This is a genomic window from Pseudomonas sp. GL93 (assembly GCF_003408955.1).
Classification (GTDB): Bacteria; Pseudomonadota; Gammaproteobacteria; order Pseudomonadales; family Pseudomonadaceae; genus Aquipseudomonas; species Aquipseudomonas paracarnis.
The window spans coordinates 15,172-33,738 of sequence record NZ_NKRF01000067.1 but is presented as its reverse complement, the minus strand read 5'-3'; the positions used below and the strand labels follow the sequence as shown (position 1 = coordinate 33,738).

Here is an 18,567-nt window from a genome sequence, read left to right as displayed (position 1 = left end):
TCGACACATTCAGTGGCTGATTCACCGCCCCCACATTTTCTAGACTCTATCGGGCTCTAGTTCACCGCAAGAATCGGGCTACCCAACTTCTCCAGCAACGTCGCCTGCGCGCTGCGCGGGTTCTGGTTGCCGGTCGGGGTGTTACGCACGTAGCGGCCATCCGACTGCAGGCTCCAGCTGTGGGTGTTGTCGGTCAGGTAGCTTTCCAGTTCCTTCTTGACCCGCATGATCAGCTTCTTGCCTTCCACCGGGAAGCAGGTCTCCACGCGCTTGTCGAGGTTGCGCTCCATCCAGTCGGCACTGGAGAGGAACATCTGCTCTTCGCCGCCGTTAAGGAAGTAGAACACACGGGTGTGCTCCAGGAAGCGGCCGATGATCGAGCGCACGTGGATGTTATGCGACACGCCCACAATGCCGGGGCGCAGGCAGCACATGCCACGCACCACCAGGTCGATGCGCACACCGGACTGGCTGGCCTTGTACAGCGCGCGGATGATCTTCGGATCGGTCAGCGAGTTGAACTTGGCGATGATATGCGCCGGTTTGCCGTCGAGGGCAAACTGGGTCTCGCGGGCAATCATGTCGAGCATGCCCTTCTTGAGCGTGAATGGCGCGTGCAGCAGTTTCTTCATGCGCAGGGTCTTGCCCATGCCGATCAACTGGCTGAACAACTTGCCGACGTCTTCGCACAGCGCGTCGTCGGACGTCAGCAAGCTGTAGTCGGTGTAGAGCTTGGCGTTGCCGGCGTGATAGTTGCCGGTACCCAAGTGGGCGTAGCGCACGATCTCACCGGCTTCACGGCGCAGGATCAGCATCATCTTGGCGTGGGTCTTGAAGCCGACCACGCCGTAGATCACCACCGCACCGGCCGCTTGCAGACGGCTGGCCAGTTGCAGGTTGGACTCTTCGTCGAAACGCGCACGCAGCTCGATCACCGCGGTGACTTCCTTGCCGTTACGCGCCGCATCTACCAGCGCATCGACGATTTCCGAGTTGGCACCGCTGCGGTACAGGGTCTGGCGCACGGCCAGGACATGCGGGTCCTTGGCGGCCTGGCGCAACAGGTCGACCACCGGGGTGAACGACTCGAAGGGGTGCAGCAGCAGGATGTCCTGCTTACTCACCACGCTGAAGATGTTCTCGCTGTTTTGCAAAAGTTTCGGGATCTGCGGGGTGAACGGCTTGTATTGCAGCTCCGGGTGGCTGTCCAAGCCGGTGATGCTGAACAGGCGCGTCAGGTTCACAGGGCCGTTGACCTGGTACAGCTCAGATTCGGCCAGGTTGAACTGCTTGAGCAGGTAGTCCGACAAATGTTTCGGGCAGGTGTCCGCCACTTCCAGGCGCACCGCGTCGCCGTAGCGCCGCGAGAACAGTTCGCCGCGCAGGGCACGGGCCAGGTCTTCGACGTCTTCGGAGTCCAGCGCCAGGTCGGCGTTACGGGTCAGGCGGAACTGGTAGCAGCCCTTGACCTTCATGCCCTGGAACAGGTCATCGGCGTGCGCGTGAATCATCGACGACAGGAATACATAGTTGTCGCCAGCGCCCCCTACCTCTTCCGGTACCTTGATGATCCGTGGCAACAGACGCGGCGCCGGGATGATCGCCAGGCCCGAATCGCGGCCGAAGGCATCGATACCTTCAAGCTCAACGATGAAGTTGAGGCTCTTGTTCACCAGCAAGGGGAACGGGTGCGTCGGGTCGAGGCCGATAGGCGTGATGATCGGCGAAATTTCGTCCCGGAAGTAACGGCGCACCCAGGTCTTGATCTTGGCGGTCCAGTGACGGCGACGAATGAAGCGCACCTGGTGCTTTTCCAGCTCCGGCAGCAGGATGTCGTTGAGGATCGCGTACTGGCGGTCCACATGGCCGTGCACCAGCTCACTGATGCGCGCCAGGGCCTGGTGCGGTTGCAAGCCGTCGGCACCGGCTTGTTCACGGGCGAAGGTGATCTGCTTCTTGAGGCCGGCAACACGGATCTCGAAGAACTCGTCCAGGTTGCTGGAGAAAATCAGCAGGAATTTCAGCCGTTCCAGCAAGGGGTAGGACTCATCCAGCGCCTGCTCGAGCACGCGGATGTTGAATTGCAGTTGTGACAACTCGCGGTGGATGTACAGGCTGCTGTCATCCAGGTTGGTGACCACGGCCACTGGCGCCGGCGCAGGTGCTTCGGCCACCACCGCAGGCGATGCGGGCTCCAGCTCCGGCGGGGTCTGGGCGACTTGTTCAACCACCGGGTGAGCGTCTTTTACTGCAACTTCTGAGAGTCCTTCGGTATTCATCGAGTGTTCCTGTGAGGGCTATTGTTGCTCTCTAAGCAATTGGGCGGCGCGGGCGGCGAAGTAGGTCAGAATGCCATCAGCGCCGGCACGTTTAAAGGCAGTCAGGGATTCGAGGATCACCCCTTCACTCAACCAACCATTCTGGATTGCCGCCATGTGCATGGCGTATTCACCGCTGACCTGATAGACAAAGGTCGGCACTTTGAATTCCTCTTTGACCCGGTAAAGAATGTCCAGGTAGGGCATCCCCGGCTTGACCATCACCATATCGGCGCCTTCGGCCAGGTCGGCGGCCACTTCGTGCAGGGCTTCCTGGCTGTTGGCCGGGTCCATCTGATACGAGGCCTTGTTGGCCTTGCCCAGGTTCAGCGCCGAGCCTACCGCATCGCGGAATGGGCCGTAGTAGACGCTGGCGTATTTGGCCGAGTAGGCCATGATCCGCACATTGACGTGACCGGCCAGCTCAAGGGCTTCGCGAATCGCCTGGATGCGTCCGTCCATCATGTCCGACGGTGCAACCACCTGGGCGCCCGCAGCCGCGTGGGACAACGCCTGCTTGACCAGTGCATCGACGGTGATGTCGTTCTGAACATAACCGTCTTCGTCAAGAATGCCATCCTGGCCATGGGTGGTAAAAGGGTCCAAGGCCACGTCGGTGATCACGCCCAGCTCCGGGAAACGCTCGCGCAGGGCACGAGTGGCACGCTGGGCAATCCCCTGGGGGTTCCAGGCTTCGGCGGCGTCCAGGGTCTTGAGTTCGGCCGGGGTCACCGGGAACAGTGCCAGCGCGGGGATGCCCAATTCGACCCACTTCGCCGCCTCTTCAAGCAACAGGTCAATGGTCAGACGCTCCACACCCGGCATCGACGCCACCGCTTCCCGGCGATTTTCACCGTCGAGCACGAACACCGGCAAGATCAGATCATTCGTGGTCAGTACATTTTCACGTACCAGGCGACGAGAAAAATCATCACGACGATTGCGACGCAGACGGGTGGCAGGGAACAGGCGATTGGCAGGGGTAAAGCTCACGACAGACTCCTGAGCCCGTGTTTACGGGCGAGCGTTGCAGTTATAAGCGGCCATTATGACGAATGAATGACAGTTGTGCTTATCGACGCGACCTGTAGTCCCATTCGTCATTTGCGTAGGAATTGTTCACTTCGTGACACATCTCGATACTTTCATGAATCTTCGTGAAGGCGTAGGCTGCGCGTTCATTTCGCCAGCACCCTAGACCATGCTTCAACAATTTCTGCATGACTTCGGCTACTTTGCCCTCTTTCTCGGCACGTTCTTCGAAGGCGAGACCATCCTTGTACTCGCAGGCTTCCTGGCGTTCCGTGGCTACATGGATATCAACCTGGTGGTGGTCGTTGCCTTTTTTGGCAGCTACGCCGGCGACCAGCTCTGGTACTACATGGGGCGCAAACACGGCCGCAAGTTGCTGGCGCGCAAGCCGCGCTGGCAATTGATGGGCGACAAGGCGCTGGAACATATCCGCAAGCATCCGGATATCTGGGTATTGAGTTTCCGCTTCGTCTACGGCTTGCGCACGGTGATGCCCGTAGCGATTGGCCTGTCCGGCTACCCACCGTTGCGCTACCTGGTCCTCAACGGTATTGGCGCGGCGATCTGGGCCGCGGCACTGGGGGCGGCGGCCTATCACTTCGGCGCGGTACTGGAAGGGATGCTCGGCAGCGTCAAGAAATACGAGTTGTGGGTATTGGGCGCCTTGCTGGTGCTGGGCTTTGGCCTGTGGCTGCGCCGTCGCTTCAAGAATGCCCGCATCGCCCGCCAAGCCTGTGCCGAGGCCAAGGCTCGGCTGGCTAACGAGCCAGCCCCGGTCGAAACGCCTAAGACGCCAACCGAGTAAGCCGGCTTCTGCAACAGTAAAGGCCGATGATGCTGAGCAGGCTGTAGCTCGCCAGGGCCAGCCAGCCCAGGTTGCTGGCGGGCCACAACCCCGCCAGCGGCGCCAGCCATACCAAGGGAACATTCAGCGCCAGGCGTGCCAGCTCGGCCTTCAGTGCCCATGGGCGATTCTCCAGCGCCACCCCCAGGGTAAACAGTCCCAGCGCCATCACGCCCCAACCGAGGGCCAGCGTCGACGTGGGCAACCCCTCACCGAAATTCATCAGATAGCTGCCAAACCCCACATAAGCCGCAAACTGCAAGGCGATGTAGACCTGTTGGCGCACGTCCAGCGGCACCTCGAATTTGCGGAACTGGCTCAGGTCCGGCTTGGTCATCGGGTACTTGGCTTTGACGTCCGCCGGCCGCCAACCGGTGCGCATGAACCAGATGCGCAGCTTGTCCCACCAACGCTCAGTACGCCGGGCGTCGCTCCAGAGCTGCGCATAAAACTGCAGGTTGGCCCACAGCGGGTTCCAACTGGCCAGGGGTGTGGTCACGCCGAAAATCACCGGCTCGTTATCGTCTTCCTCCTGGAAGGTGCCGAACAGCCGGTCCCAAATAATGAACCCCCCGCCGTAGTTGCGATCCATGTAGAGAGCGTTCTGTGCATGGTGGGCCCGATGATTGGACGGTGTGACGAAAAACCACTCGATCCAGCCGAGCTTGGGGACGTGGCGTGTATGAACCCAGAATTGATACAGCAGGTTGAGCGACGCCACGCTGATAAACACCACCAGTGGTACGCCGGCCACCGCCAGCGGCAGGTAGAAAATCCAACTCAACAGGAAGCCAGTGCTGGTCTGGCGCAAGGCGGTGCTGAGGTTGTAGTCCTCGCTCTGGTGATGCACCGAATGCGCGGCCCACAGGATGTTGCGCTCATGGCCCATGCGGTGCAGCCAGTAATAGCAGAAGTCATAGAACACAAAGGCAAACACCCAGGTCCAGGCACTCTGGGCCGGCAACTCGAACAGGGCCAGGTGCTTGAGGGCGAACGCGTAGGTCAGCAGGCCCACGCCCTTGGTGAGCAAGCCGGTGGTGGTGGACAGCACACCGGTGCTGAGGCTGTTGATGGCATCCGCCACTCGGTAGTTGCGCGCGCCGCGCCAACGGTCGGCCAGCAACTCCACCACAATCAGGGCGATAAAAAACGGTACTGCGTAAGGCACAAAGTCCATGGGCTAGTCCGGTCTATTTTTGTTACATCAAGATTAGGTGCAGCGACGTGAGATCCCATTGGCAACAGGTTACAAATTAGTAGACATTTAACGCCATGAATCAGGAGAAATGCCCATGAGCAAAAAGATTGCAGTGATCCTTTCCGGCTGTGGCGTGTACGACGGCGCAGAGATCCATGAAAGCGTAATCACCCTGCTGCGCCTGGACCAGCGCGGCGCTCAAGTGGAATGCTTTGCACCCGACGTTGCGCAGTTGCATGTGATCAACCACCTCACGGGCGAAGAAATGCCCGAGTCGCGCAATGTGCTGGTCGAATCCGCGCGCATCGCCCGCGGCGCCGTGAAGGATATTGGCGAAGCCAACGTCGCAGACTTTGACGCGCTGATCGTGCCGGGCGGTTTTGGCGCAGCCAAGAACCTGTCGAACTTTGCCGTGAAAGGCGCAGGCTGCAGCATCAACCCGCAGGTGCTGGCGCTGGCTGAAGCCTTTGCCGAAGCGGGCAAGCCGGTGGGGTTGATCTGCATTTCGCCGGCCCTGGCCGCCAAAATCTACGGCCCTGGCGTGACCTGCACCATCGGCAACGATGCCGACACCGCCGCAGCCCTGGACAAGATGGGCGCTACCCACGTCGAATGCACGGTAGAGGACATCGTCGAGGACCAGGCGCGCAAGCTGGTGAGTACGCCGGCCTACATGCTGGGCAAGAACATCAGCGAGGTGGCGTCAGGCATCAACAAGCTGGTGGATCGGGTATTGGAATTGACCCACGAGAACGACTGACGGAAATGCGCCTGTGGCGAGGGAGCTTGCTCCCGCTGGGTGGCGAAGCCGCCCCGTCTAAGCTGACGCGGTGATTCAGATAAAACACTGACGACGGCTTTAGGGCTGCTACGCAGCCCAGCGGGAGCAAGCTCCCTCGCCACAGGTCAGGCTGGCTTCATCAAGCGGGTAAGGATTCGGTCCAGCGCATTGGCAAACGCCTGCTTGTCCTTTTCGCCGTGGGGCGGTGGGCCGCCGCCCATCTGGCCTTGCTCGCGCAGGTCGGTAAACAGGTTACGCACCGCCAACCGCTCGCTCATGTTCGCCGGGCTGAATTCCTTGCCACGCGGGTCAAGGGCCGTCACGCCCTTCTTCACCAGTCGGTCGGCCAAGGGCACGTCGCTGCAAATCACCAGTTCGCCGGGCACGGCGTGCTCCACCAGGTAATCATCAGCGGCATCCGGCCCGCTGGGCACCACGATCAACTTCACACAGGCAAAGCTGGGTTTGATCTGGCTTTGCCCTGCCACCAGCACCACCTCAAACTGGCGCTTGAGGGCGAACTTCACCACTTGGTCCTTGGCCGCCCGAGGGCAGGCGTCGGCGTCGATCCACACGCGCATGCTACGCCGCCACCCGGCGCTTTTCGGTCAGGCGGCTACGGCCATACAACAGCACAATCGCCAGGATCGCCACGGCCTGTGCCCCCAACGAGTACGCATCGGCGTGGATGCCCAGCCAGTCGAAGTCAAAGAACGCCACCGGCCGCGTGCCGAAGATGCCTGCTTCCTGCAAGGCTTTCACACCGTGCCCGGCGAACACCACCGACAGCGCACACAGCAACGCGGCGTTGATGCCGAAGAACAGCGCCAGGGGCAACTTCGCCGAACCGCGCAGGATCACCCAGGCCAGGCCCACCAGCAGCACCAGCGCGGTGGCACCACCGGCCAGCACCGCGTTGTGCCCGGCAGGGCCGGCCTGCAGCCACAGGGTTTCGTAGAACAGGATCACTTCAAACAGTTCGCGATACACCGAGAAGAACGCCAGCACGGCAAAACCGAAACGCCCACCGCCGCCCACCAGGCTGCTCTTGATGTAGTCCTGCCAGGCCGCCGCGTGACGCCGGTCGTGCATCCACACGCCGAGCCACAGCACCATCACACTGGCGAACAGCGCCGTGCAGCCTTCGAGCAATTCGCGCTGGGCACCGCTGACATCAATGACATAGGCCGCCAGGGCCCACGTAGCCAAGCCCGCCAACAGCGCCAGGCCCCAGCCGACGTTGACGCTGCGCACCGCCGATTGCTGGCCGGTGTTACGCAGGAAGGCGAGGATCGCTGCCAGCACCAGAATCGCTTCCAGGCCTTCACGCAGCAGGATCAGCAGGCCAGAGATATAGCTCAACGACCAGCTCAGGCCATCGCCGCCCAGCAAGCCAGCTGACTCAGTGAGTTTGCCTTTGGCCGCGTCCAAACGTTGCTGCACCTGCTCGATAGGCAAGCCGTCCTGCAACGATTGCCGATAGGCCATCAGGGCTTTCTCGGTGTCTTTGCGCACATTGGCATCGACGTTATCCAGGGAGCTTTCCACCAGCTCGAAGCCTTCCAGGTAGGCAGCGACAGACAGATCGTAAGCCTGCTCGTGGTCGCCGTTGCGGAAGGCCGCGAGGCTCTTGTCCAGGGTGGCGGCGGTGTAGTCGAGCAACTGCGCGGGGCCACGCTGAACCTGCGGCGGCTGGGCACGTTGGGCGCGGAATGTCGCCGCTGCGCCAGGGCCGTCAGCGGCGAGCACTTCATTGGGGGTCTGGCGGGCCAGGTCGGCGAGGTTAAACGTCTGCTCGCCTTTGGCGGCGGCCGGGTCGGCCGTGAAACCGGCGATATAGGTTGCCAGGTCCCAGCGCTGGCGGTCGTCCAGTTGGTCAGCGAACGACGGCATGTCGGTGCCTTCGACGCCCAGGCCGAGGGTGTTATAGATCGCGTAGAGGCTCAGGCGATCCAGGCGCGTGGCATCACGCAGGTTAGCGGGTGGCGGGGTCATGCCCATGCCTGCGGGGCCATCGCCGGCACCTGCTGTACCGTGGCACACCGAACAATGCTGGGCGTAGAGCGGCGCGCCGCGCGTCGGGTCCGGCGTGATGGCCGGGGCCTGGCTGACTTCATACGCCACGGCCAGCTTGGCACCCAATTGACGGGCCTGGCGGGCAACGCTCGCACCGTCCTGGTGGGCAGTGACCGCGGCCAGCAGTTCATCAACACCCTTTATCAGCTCGGCGCGCTCGGGCTTGACTGGCAAATCAGCCACCAGCCCCTGCAACACCCCGAGAAATTCCACTTGTTCACGGTATTCCGAGTCATCCCCCCCCTTGCCCGCCTCCACCGTCGGTGGGTAGTCGGCACCAATGTAGTCGAGCAGGTGCAGGGCTTGTGGTGCGCCCTCGGCGGTCGCGGCCGACAGATTGAAGCTGCACGACAGCAACGCCGGCAACAGCAGCCAGGCGAAAAAGCGGAAAGGGGCGGGCATGAATGAATCTCAAGTGGAAATACGAAGTAACACTATTGTTGAGCTTTAATGGATTCGACTCAAGATGTTATTTCATATCCATAAAACCAATGTGGGAGCGGGCTTGCTCGCGAAGGCGGTGGTTCAGTCACTATCTTCTTTGACTGATACACCGCTTTCGCGAGCAAGCCCGCTCCTACATTTTTGAGCCAGTCGCTTGGTCAGGCCGTGGCGCGATGCAGGCTCGCGAGGAAACCGGCAGCGCCGACAAACAAGCCAGCAAAGGTGCGGTTTACGCGTTTCTGTTGTTTGGGCGTACGCAACAGGCGCAAGACTTTCGACGCCAACCCTGTGTAGCCCGCCATCACGATCATATCGACACTGATCATAGTCGCACCGAGGATCAGGTACTGGACCAACAACGGCGCCTGCGGGTTCACGAACTGCGGCAGCACCGCCAGCATGAATACCAGCGCCTTGGGGTTGCTTGCGTTGACCAGAAAGCCGCGGAACATCATCGCCATCGGTTTGCCGATCGGGCGCACGGCGGCGTCATCGGTCATGTCCATGGGCAGGGCACGCCATTGTTTGATGGCCAGATACACGAGGTAGGCCACGCCAAACCATTTGATCGCATAGAACGCAGTAGACGAGGCCGCCAGAATGGCACCCAAACCACCGGCGACCACGGCAATCTGCATCGCCAGGCCCAGTTGCAGGCCGATGGCGTTCCAGTAGCCACGCACAAAACCGTATTGCAGGCCGCTGGACATCGAGGCGATGGCCCCGGCGCCAGGGGAAAGGGAGATGATCCAACTGGCCAGGAAAAAGGCCAGCCATGTATCGAGAGCCATTGCACACCTCGTAAGGGAGTTAGCGGTTGTGCCTTAAGCTAACTCTACCGACCAAAGCATGGCTATAGATTTCTGTAGGAGCGAGCTTGCTCGCGAAAAACGTCAACGATAACGCGGTCAAACTGGATAAACGCGGCGCTCTCAAGTTCTTCGCGAGCAAGCTCGCTCCTACAGGATGTTGGTACCGGGCCCGGGCCAACGGCGTACGGAGCGCTGGAAGAACATACTGTTAGGCACCTGCACCATCGCACTGCTGGTGCCGGCTTCTTCCACTTCGATCAAGGTGGTGTAAAGCAGGTTGATCGCCACGACCCGGCCCTTCACGCCAGGTTTATCGACGGTGTCCACCAACTCAACAATATCCCCAAGGCGAAACGGCCCGACGGTAAAGATCAGGATCGCGCACAGCAGGTTGGACAGCACCGACCACATGGCAAAGAACGCCACAGCCGCCACCGCGACAAAGCCCGACAGGGCCGTCCACAGCACCGTGGCAGACACACCCAGGCGACCCAGCACGAAGATCAGCGCACTGCCCATGATCAGCCAGCGCAAGCCGCCACGCAGAGGCATCAGCAATTGCGGCGGGAACGGGTAGCGCTCACCCAGGCGTGTCAGGCCTTTGGCGACAAAGCGCTGGGCCAGATAGCCAGCCAGCAGGATCAGCAGGATTTGCACGCCAATCCAGATGGGCTCGATCCATTGCACCGGGACTGGCAATTGCAACGCTTCCATCAGGACAGCGCCTCCAGCTCCGCTTGCAGGGTTTCGAGCAATTCGAGGGCCTCCATCCAGGTTTCCTCCAATTGCCCCTCGCGCACCTTGAGCTTGGCCTGTTCGGCCAGCAGGTCACGCAGCTCATCCTTGCGCGCCGCTTCGTACACGGCGCTGTCGCCCAGGCTGGCTTCGATCTTGGCCAGGCGCTCATGCACCTTGCCCAGTTCGGCTTCCAGCTTGTCGGCTTCACGCTTGTGCGGCGCCAACTGCTGGCGCAGCGCGGCGGCGGCCTGGCGCTGGGCTTTCTTGTCGGTCTTGTCCGGGTTGACCGGCGTGTTGCTGGCCGGCGCGTTGCGCAGGCGGTATTCCGTCAGCCAGCGCGCGTAGTCGTCCAGGTCGCCGTCGAACTCTTCGACCTTGCCGTCGGCCACCAGCAGGAAGTTGTCGGTGGTGCTCTTGAGCAGGTGACGGTCGTGAGACACCACCAATACCGCACCGCTGAACTCCTGCAGGGCCATGGTCAGCGCCAGGCGCATTTCCAAGTCCAGGTGGTTGGTCGGTTCGTCGAGCAGCAACAGGTTGGGGCGATCCCACGCGATCAGGGCCAGAGCCAGTCGGGCTTTTTCGCCACCGGAGAAGTTCAGCACGGGTTCGTCGATACGCGCACCACGGAAGTCGAAACCGCCAAGGAAGTCGCGCAGCGTCTGCTCGCGCTCGGTCGGCGCCAGGCGTTGCAGGTGCAACAGCGGGCTGGCCTTGGCGTCCAGCGAGTCCAGTTGGTGCTGGGCGAAGTAACCCACCACCGTGTTCTCGCCACGGGTCAGACGGCCGGCCAGCGGCTCAAGCTCACCCGAAAGGTTCTTGATCAGTGTGGACTTGCCTGCGCCGTTCGGGCCGAGCAAACCGATGCGTGCGCCCGGCGTGAGCTGCAGCTTGACCTTCTCCAGGATGGTTTTGTCGCCATAGCCAAGGCGAGCGTCCGAGAGGTCCAACAGCGGGCTGGAGATCTTCACCGACTCACGGAAGACAAAGTCGAACGGCGAATCGACATGGGCCGCCGACAATTCCTCCATGCGTTCCAGGGCCTTGATCCGGCTCTGGGCCTGGCGGGCCTTGGTGGCCTGGGCCTTGAACCTTGCGATGTAGCTTTCCATGTGCGCACGTTGCGCCTGTTGCTTTTCAAAGGCCTGTTGCTGCTGGGCCAGGCGTTCGGCGCGCGCGCGTTCGAACGCGGTATAGCCGCCACGGTAAAGGGTTATTTTCTTCTGTTCGACATGGGCGATGTTATCGACCACGGCGTCAAGGAAATCCCGGTCGTGGGAAATCAGCAGCAAAGTGCCTTGGTAGCTCTTGAGGAAGTCTTCCAGCCACAGGATCGCATCGAGGTCCAAGTGGTTGGTCGGCTCGTCGAGCAGTAGCAGGTCCGAGGGGCACATCAGCGCTTGGGCCAGGTTCAGGCGCATGCGCCAGCCACCGGAGAAATCGGCGACCGGACGGTCCATCTGTTCGTTGGTAAAACCAAGGCCGGCAAGCATCTTGCGAGCACGGGCGTCGGCGGTATAGCCGTCGGCGCTGTCCAGCTCCGAATGCAGGCGCGCCTGGGCGGCACCGTCCTGGGCTTTTTCGGCCTCAGCCAGGTCGTGTTGCACCTGGCGCAGGCGCAGGTCGCCATCGAGCACGTAGTCGATGGCGATACGGTCCAGGGTGTCGATCTCCTGACGCATATGGGCAATGCGCCAGTCGGCCGGCAGCAGGCAGTCCCCGGAATCCGGGGTCAGCTCCCCCAGCAACAGGGCGAACAACGTGGATTTGCCGGCGCCGTTGGCACCGATCAGGCCGGCTTTGTGACCGGCGTGCAGGGTCAGCTCGGCGTCTTCAAGAAGACGTTGCGGGCCACGCTGTAATGTTAGGCTTTGAAGTCGGATCATAATGGCGGCGGAGTCTACCAGCTTCGTTGGCCGCTGGCTTGGGTGTGAATATGTGCGCTGACCTGTGGAGCTTTGCCCTTTCGACCTATGCCCGCCCGGGCGTGGAGGCCGCCTGCCTGCGCTTGCAGGAGCAAGGGGCAGACGTGTGCCTGTTGTTGTGTGGTGCGTGGCTGGAAAAACGAGGTGTGGCGTACAAGCCCGAACGCGCTCAGGCATTGCAACAGATCGCTCATCCGTGGCAGGTGCAGGTTGTCGAACCGCTACGCCAAATGCGCGTGCAATGGCGCGCCTTGGTCCAGCAGGATGCGCAGTTGGCATCACTACGAGAGCAGGTCAAGACACTGGAGCTGGAGGCCGAAAGAACGCTGCTGGCGCGCTTGGAAGCGCTGGCGCAGGCATGGCCGATCAATGAGGTGGTGGGTCAGCAAGACTGGCTTGAAGGCCTGGCGACCGAAGCCGCCAACCTTGACCACGACGCGCTGCTGCAATTGCGCGTCATGGCCACCAACACTTAGGAAGCGCTGGTTGGGGTGGTGCTTGGCGCTACCGGGGCAGGGGTGCTGCTGGCCGATGCAGTTGGAGCGGTGGCTGCTGCCGGAGTGGCAGCGGGTGCTGCTGGAGTAGCTGGCTTTGCGGGCGCTGGCTTTGCGGCTGGTTTGGCAGCAGCAGGTTTAGCGGCTGGCTTAGCGGCTGGTTTGGCAGCAGCAGTTTTAACGGCTGGCTTTGCGGCCGGTTTGGCAGCTGCGGTTTTAGCGACTGGCTTGGCAGCTGGTTTGGCGGCAGCAGTTTTAACAACTGGCTTGGCAGCTGGTTTGGCAGCAGCAGTTTTAGCAGCTGGCTTAGCGGCTGGTTTGGCAGCTGCGGTTTTAGCAGCTGGCTTCGCTGCCGGCTTGGCAGCAGCAGTTTTAGCAGTTGGCTTCGCGGCTGGTTTGGCAGCAGCAGTTTTAGCAGTTGGCTTAGCGGCTGGTTTGGCAGCAGCAGTTTTAGCAACTGGCTTCGCGGCTGGTTTGGCAGCAGCAGTTTTAGCAACTGGCTTCGCGGCTGGTTTGGCAGCAGCAGTTTTAGCAGTTGGCTTAGCGGCTGGTTTGGCAGCAGCAGTTTTAGCAACTGGCTTCGCGGCTGGTTTGGCAGCTGCGGTTTTAGCAACCGGCTTGGCAGCTGGTTTGGCAGCAGCGGTTTTAGCAACTGGTTTGGCAGCAGCGGTTTTAGCAGCTGGCTTGGCAGCAGCAGTTTTAGCAGTTGGCTTAGCGGCTGGCTTGGCGGCTGGTTTGGAAGCAGCGGTTTTAGCGACTGGCTTAGCGGCAACTTTTGCAGGCGTACGAGCACCCAGTGCTTTAGCTACGGCTTCCTTCACACGGCCAACGCCTTGGGCCAGTTTCAGGCTTTCTTGAGCGTCTTTTTTGAGTTGGGAAATGTAGCTGCGGGTTTCGGCTTGGCGATCCTTGAGAGCATCCAGCAGCTCTTCAAGTTCTTTGACCGCGCCTTTGGCTTTGGCTTGCGCCTTGGACTTGCCGGCAGTGGCGGCATCTTGCAGTTTGGTGCGGGACTTGTGCAGCTTTTCTTGCGCTTTACCGCGTTGCTTTTCCAGTTTGGCGAGCAGTTTTTCTGCATCAGCCAAGGCTTGGGAGCACGCGCTTTCCAGATGTTCGAGCAGGCTGCCCGAAAGTTGTTGGAGCAAGTGCAACGGGGTATTTACAGGCTTCTGTTTGGCCGACATGGTTTACCTCCTGGCTGACGTGGGTGCGGCTCATACTAGCCCTCTGCTCTTACCGCCGCTAGGGCATGTTGACAGTATCCTTTGCCTTGCGTTGCACCGTGCGAAAATTCTTATCGATATAACGGAAAACCACGCCACTTTTTACGCACTCGCACTGGCATAATCCGTCGCACTTTCGCCGGGAGCATGCCCATGTCGCGTTACCTTTTTCTAGTGTTCGGCTTGGCGATTTGCGTGGCCGATGCAAGCGAGCAACCCTCGTCAAACACCACCGCCGTAGCCCCGCACGATCTTGCCTATAGCCTGGGCGCAAGCCTTGGCGAACGGTTGCGCCAGGAAGTCCCCGACCTGCAGATACAGGCCCTGCTCGACGGACTCAAGCAAGCCTACCAAGGCAAGCCACTGGCGCTGGATAACGCGCGCATCGAACAGATCCTCGCGCAGCACGAAGCGCAGAGCGCCGCCGACGCCCAACGACCTCAAAGCGAAAAGGCACTCGCTGCCGAGCAGCAATTTCTCTCAAGGGAAAAAGCCGCCGCTGGCGTTCGTCAGTTGGCCGATGGGATCCTGCTCACCGAGCTGGCACCGGGCACTGGCAACAAGCCGTTGGCCAGCGATGAAGTGCAGGTGAAATACGTAGGCCGACTGCCTGACGGAACTGTCTTCGACAAAAGTACGCAACCGCAATGGTTTCGCCTGAACAGCGTGATCAGCGGTTGGAGCAGTGCATTGCAACAGATGCCGGTGGGTGCGAAATGGCGCCTGGTGATTCCTTCAGCCCAGGCCTATGGCGCAGACGGCGCAGGTGAGTTGATCCCACCCTATACGCCGCTGGTGTTCGAAATTGAACTGCTCGGCACTCGCCACTGACCCATAAAAAACGGTGCGACATGCGCACCGTTTTTTATCTCGCCGCCAAGGATCAGGCCTGGACAGCAGCCTTTTGTTTGTGGGCCGTGTGCAACACTTCGATCAGGCAATCTTCCAATTCGAAACGCTCATGGAGCAGACCGCCGAGTTCCTTGAATTTTTCAGCAACACACTTGCCTTCATCACACAGATCATTAAAGGCCAGTAGCTTCTCGGTGATCACATCAATGCGCGGGTAAAGGGTTTCGGCCAATTCCAATCCGCGTTTGTCATTGAAGGCTTTCGCTTCGCCGGTCAGCTGCTCATAAACCTCAAAATGACCCGCAGACACGTAATCCACCAAAGACCCGCAGAATTCTTGCAGAGGCTTTTGCTTCTCAGCCAATGCATCGGGATGGGCACCAAGAGTGTCATAGGCCTGAATCAGTTCGTGGCGCTCCAGCAGCCATCTATCGATCAGCTTGTGCACACCACCCCAGCGTTCCTGAGCATTCTGACAACTTTCCAACATGATGATCTCTCTTCCCTATTGGGGCGCCGCAGCTCTGTACCTGCGCGACACTTCAAGGATGAAGCGGCAGACGGACAAGGCCGCGTCTGACAAGCGGTTTGGATAACGCGTGCGGGCCAGATTATGCCCGCATGACTATGGCTTCAAGGTACGCAGGAGAGAATGTTCATACAAGTGTTTAATCCGCGCCTACAACCTGAGTCTCGTTTTCAAGGCGTTGCGAGGCGCAAATGCCTGCCGAACAACAACCGTGATACCTGCATGAACCCCAGGATCAGCATCGCCACAAAAAACAGCAGGCTCCACTCAGGCAGGCTCAAGTCAAACAGCGTCCAGTTGATTTCAACGCAATCGACCGTACCATTGAACACCGAGCGCATTGCCTGCCAGACAGACAGGTTTTCAAGCATGTGCTGCAGACTGGGCCAGCAATCCCCCACCTGGCTTGCCGGCCTGTTCTGCAACAGGACTTGCCGGCCTGCGGTGATGGCACCCAGCAACGCACAGCCCATGCTCGCCAACCCATAAAGGCAAAGGCCGGAACGCCCAGGTTTGTGAAGCGCGGCAATCAGGTTGATCAATGCAAAAGAGGCGAGGAACAGGCGTTGTACCTGGCATAGAAAACAAGGTCGTAGCAGCGCACCGTATTGAAGGTAGTAAGACGCGCCCAACGTCAGCGCACCCGCCATGAACGCCAGGAAAAACAAAGAGCGTAAAGGGGCCAGAGACATTGTTTATCCGCACTGCAAGAGATAGGTCGCTACGGTAGAGGAAAGGCCCGACCCCTTTCAATACGCCCTAGAGAGGACATTTCCTCGAAAACATAAGGACATCCCGCCACGGGCCCGAGGAAAATCAGCCACAACAAGTAGGAATTAGTAACAAAGCCAGTTAAGCCGAGGGGTTGCAGGGTTTGAAGGATTGGGTGTCAGATCGGTCCTAGCCAACCCATCCACCCTTTCCTACTTCAAACTCGCGCAGGCACTGGCAGCGGCGAGGACAGCAGACGATTGTCGAGCAACCCCAAGCCTTCCTGAAACAGCTGGTTGCTGCGCTCGGTATCGCCCAATTGGGCCAGCAGGCGAGCCAATTCGGCGCAGGCTTCGGGATTGCGCTGTACTTGCAGGCTGCTTTCCAGATAATCCCGCGCCTTGCCCCACAGACTGTTTTGCAGGCACAGACGACCCAGCGTCAGCAGCAGGCTGGCATCGCCTGGATGGTCCTTGAGCCAGCCTTCGGCAAACTTCAGTTGCCGCGCAGGATCACTGCCGCGCAGCAGGCCATACAACCGGATCAGGTGACTGTCATAACCGCGTTTAAGGGCACCACGCAGCACTTCTTCGGCCTTGGCATCCGCGCCCAATCGACGCAGTTGGTCGGCATACGCCAATACCAGTTGTGGCTGTTGGCGCTGGGCTGCGGTCAGTTGCTCCCACGCGCGCTCCAGAGACTGCAACCCTGCTTCGCCTTGCTCTTCACGCTGGGCCGCCAGGCTCAGGTTCTCGCCCCAGGCGCGACGTTCCAGCTCGGCCAGCTCGCTGGCGGGCAAGACTTTGTCCTTGCGCAACTCGGGCAGCAGGCGAATCACTGACGACCAATCGCCACGCTGCTGATGCAGACGTTGTAACTGTCGCAGCACTTGCGCGTTATGCGGGTGACGCTCATGCATCGCCTGAAGAGTGACCAGTGCACCTTCCGTATCGCCACGGTCCATCTGCAACTGCGCATGGCTCAGTGCAATGGCCAGTTCTGCCTGGGGCTGGCGCTCCAGGGCGCGCTCCAGCAAACCGTCGGATTCCTCATAACGGCCCTGTTCATTGGCCGCACGGGCGGCACCGATGTAATACAGCAGGGGTTGGCGCTCTGCTTCGGCGGCGCGGTGCAGGTGGCGCTCGGCGCTGGCCCAGCGGCCCTCGGCGAGGTCCATCTGGCCTTGCTCGATAGCGATCTGCACACGACGGCTGCGGTTGCGTCGTGACCAAGGGTTGACCACGCCACCGGATGTGGTGACCAGGCTCCACAACACGCGGATCAGGTAAATCGCCAAGCCAATGGCGACCACCGCCACTAATGTCGCCCACAGGCTTGATTCGTAATGCAGCAGGTGAGGATAGGTAATCAACACGTAGCCGGTGTGCTTCGAAATGCCCACACCCAGCGCCAGGGCGACCGCAATTGCGAGCACCAGGATCACATAGAAACGCTTCATCAGCTCTACTCCTGGGTCGCCGGCTTGCCAGCCGAGGCCTTGGCTTCGTCGGCAGACTGATGACGACGTTCAAGGTACGCCTGCACAGCGGCCAGGCTCGCAGCCAGGTCAGGCGTGACCACCGACACCGCCTTGGGCTCAAGCTCGGCAATACGCGCCAGCATCGCCTTGCTCTGCGGGTTGTCCTGGTTGAAGTTGTCCTGCAATACGCTGCGCGCTTCTCCCAACGAGCGGCTGTACACCGCCGCCTCGCCGTTAAGCGCAGCCCATTGGGCTTGCTCCAGCGCCAGGCTCAAGGCCAGCCGCACTTGGTTCAGGCCTTGGCCTGCCAACAATGGGCGGATGTTGTCGTCTGGGTTGAAGTCGATGCGGAAGTAACGGGAAATCTGCTCCCACCACTGGCTCAACTGGTTCTGCGTATCGCTGGTGGGACGCCCCTGGGAAGCAGGCTCCGTGAGCTGATACTCCGGGGCAATCGCCGCCAGTTGCACCACCTGGTCACGCAAGGCAGCCAATTGCAGGTACAGGCCGGTACGGTCCGGTTGTTCGGTGCTGCGTAGCGCGGCCAGGCTCTTGGCCAGTTGCTCGCGTGCGGCGAAAGACCCTGGGTCGCTCTGTTCGCGAAGAATCTCGTCGGCACCCTGGACCAGCGACTGGGCGCTGTTGATGTCTTGCAAGGCGGACAAACGCAAGCTGGCCAGACGGATCAGATGCTCGGCCTCGGCCAGGCGCCAGTCCTTGCGGCTGGCACCCAACACGGTTTCCAGACGCTGGTTGAGGCGCTGCTGATCACCCTGCAACTGAGTGACCAGACGGCGACGCTCTTCCAGCTCATCCGCACCCGGCAACTGCGCCAGGCGGGCGGCCAGCTGTTGCTGGCCTTGCTTGAGGCTCTGGGACTGGTCATCCAGGGTCTGCACCTGGCCCAGTTGGTGCTGGCTGCTGGCTTGCAGGGCACGGACCTGCCAGATCCCCCAGCCGCCGGCGGCTACGCCCGCAGCGCCCAGCAGCAAGGCGACAATGGCCAGGCCATTGCCACGGCGTGGCGCGCTGACCGGTGTCTCGACCGGCGCATCAAGCGCGGGCTGAGCTTCATCTTTAGGCAAGGCTGTTTCGCTCACGTATCCGTCC

17 protein-coding genes are annotated in these 18,567 nt (G+C 60.8%); 4 read left to right on the top strand and 13 right to left on the bottom strand.

The window, feature by feature from the left end; genetic code table 11:
* Window positions 1-56 precede the first annotated feature (56 nt).
* Window positions 57-2,279 (bottom strand): polyphosphate kinase 1, encoded by a 2,223-nt coding sequence (gene ppk1 / locus CER19_RS12220; protein ID WP_116666604.1) that lies wholly within the window; start codon window positions 2,277-2,279, stop codon window positions 57-59.
* An 18-nt stretch (window positions 2,280-2,297) separates the two neighbouring features.
* Window positions 2,298-3,311, bottom strand: coding sequence for a porphobilinogen synthase (hemB, locus tag CER19_RS12215; RefSeq protein WP_116666603.1), 1,014 nt, complete (start codon window positions 3,309-3,311; stop codon window positions 2,298-2,300).
* A gap of 208 nt (window positions 3,312-3,519) precedes the next feature.
* Here hemB and CER19_RS12210 point away from each other — a divergent pair, with 208 nt between their 5' ends.
* A complete protein-coding gene (locus CER19_RS12210; protein WP_032894585.1) occupies window positions 3,520-4,155 on the top strand; it encodes a DedA family protein in 636 nt (211 codons plus the stop codon).
* Here CER19_RS12210 and CER19_RS12205 read toward each other — a convergent pair.
* On the bottom strand, window positions 4,136-5,371 hold the full coding sequence (locus tag CER19_RS12205; protein WP_116666602.1) for a sterol desaturase family protein: 1,236 nt from the start codon (window positions 5,369-5,371) through the stop codon (window positions 4,136-4,138). The two genes, CER19_RS12210 and CER19_RS12205, sit on opposite strands and share 20 nt — an antisense overlap.
* Before the next feature lie 115 nt (window positions 5,372-5,486).
* Between CER19_RS12205 and elbB the strand changes: the two genes are divergently transcribed.
* Complete coding sequence (gene elbB, locus CER19_RS12200; RefSeq protein ID WP_116666601.1) at window positions 5,487-6,152, top strand: isoprenoid biosynthesis glyoxalase ElbB; 666 nt, start codon at window positions 5,487-5,489, stop codon at window positions 6,150-6,152.
* 146 nt (window positions 6,153-6,298) lie between these two features.
* Here elbB and CER19_RS12190 read toward each other — a convergent pair whose 3' ends face one another.
* From CER19_RS12190 to abc-f, 5 genes are all read right to left on the bottom strand, one after another.
* On the bottom strand, window positions 6,299-6,754 hold the full coding sequence (locus CER19_RS12190; RefSeq protein WP_116666599.1) for a YaiI/YqxD family protein: 456 nt from the start codon (window positions 6,752-6,754) through the stop codon (window positions 6,299-6,301).
* Window position 6,755: 1 nt separating this feature from the next.
* Entirely contained in the window at window positions 6,756-8,651 is a 1,896-nt protein-coding gene (locus CER19_RS12185) for a cytochrome c/FTR1 family iron permease (protein ID WP_116666598.1), read from the bottom strand.
* Between the two features lie 200 nt (window positions 8,652-8,851).
* Window positions 8,852-9,484, bottom strand: a complete 633-nt coding sequence (locus CER19_RS12180) for a LysE family transporter (RefSeq protein WP_003195369.1) — start codon at window positions 9,482-9,484, stop codon at window positions 8,852-8,854.
* A 168-nt stretch (window positions 9,485-9,652) separates the two neighbouring features.
* A complete protein-coding gene (locus tag CER19_RS12170; protein WP_116666596.1) occupies window positions 9,653-10,219 on the bottom strand; it encodes a mechanosensitive ion channel family protein in 567 nt (188 codons plus the stop codon).
* Window positions 10,219-12,129, bottom strand: coding sequence for a ribosomal protection-like ABC-F family protein (abc-f, locus tag CER19_RS12165; protein ID WP_014720438.1), 1,911 nt, complete (start codon window positions 12,127-12,129; stop codon window positions 10,219-10,221). Before abc-f ends, CER19_RS12170 begins: the two co-directional genes overlap by 1 nt.
* Window positions 12,130-12,179: 50 nt before the next feature.
* Between abc-f and CER19_RS12160 the strand changes: the two genes are divergently transcribed.
* Window positions 12,180-12,644: a TIGR02444 family protein gene (locus CER19_RS12160; protein ID WP_178088106.1), complete on the top strand. Its 465-nt coding sequence runs from the start codon at window positions 12,180-12,182 to the stop codon at window positions 12,642-12,644.
* On the opposite strand, the gene CER19_RS12155 is transcribed toward CER19_RS12160, so the two are convergent.
* Window positions 12,641-13,846, bottom strand: coding sequence for an AlgP family protein (locus tag CER19_RS12155; protein WP_116666594.1), 1,206 nt, complete (start codon window positions 13,844-13,846; stop codon window positions 12,641-12,643). The two genes, CER19_RS12160 and CER19_RS12155, sit on opposite strands and share 4 nt — an antisense overlap.
* A 192-nt stretch (window positions 13,847-14,038) precedes the next feature.
* On the opposite strand from CER19_RS12155, the gene CER19_RS12150 reads away from it, so the two are divergent.
* A complete protein-coding gene (locus CER19_RS12150) occupies window positions 14,039-14,716 on the top strand; it encodes an FKBP-type peptidyl-prolyl cis-trans isomerase (RefSeq protein WP_116666593.1) in 678 nt (225 codons plus the stop codon).
* A 52-nt stretch (window positions 14,717-14,768) separates the two neighbouring features.
* On the opposite strand, the gene CER19_RS12145 is transcribed toward CER19_RS12150, so the two are convergent.
* The 4 genes from CER19_RS12145 to CER19_RS12130 all read right to left on the bottom strand — a co-directional run bounded on the left by CER19_RS12145 (window position 14,769) and on the right by CER19_RS12130 (window position 18,557).
* Window positions 14,769-15,227, bottom strand: a complete 459-nt coding sequence (locus CER19_RS12145; protein WP_034129039.1) for an Rsd/AlgQ family anti-sigma factor — start codon at window positions 15,225-15,227, stop codon at window positions 14,769-14,771.
* A 209-nt stretch (window positions 15,228-15,436) separates the two neighbouring features.
* A complete protein-coding gene (locus CER19_RS12140; RefSeq protein WP_116666592.1) occupies window positions 15,437-15,958 on the bottom strand; it encodes a disulfide bond formation protein B in 522 nt (173 codons plus the stop codon).
* Window positions 15,959-16,194: 236 nt separating this feature from the next.
* Window positions 16,195-17,436: a heme biosynthesis protein HemY gene (locus CER19_RS12135; RefSeq protein ID WP_116666591.1), complete on the bottom strand. Its 1,242-nt coding sequence runs from the start codon at window positions 17,434-17,436 to the stop codon at window positions 16,195-16,197.
* A 5-nt stretch (window positions 17,437-17,441) separates the two neighbouring features.
* Complete coding sequence (locus CER19_RS12130; RefSeq protein WP_032894572.1) at window positions 17,442-18,557, bottom strand: uroporphyrinogen-III C-methyltransferase; 1,116 nt, start codon at window positions 18,555-18,557, stop codon at window positions 17,442-17,444.
* Between the last annotated feature and the right edge of the window lie 10 nt (window positions 18,558-18,567).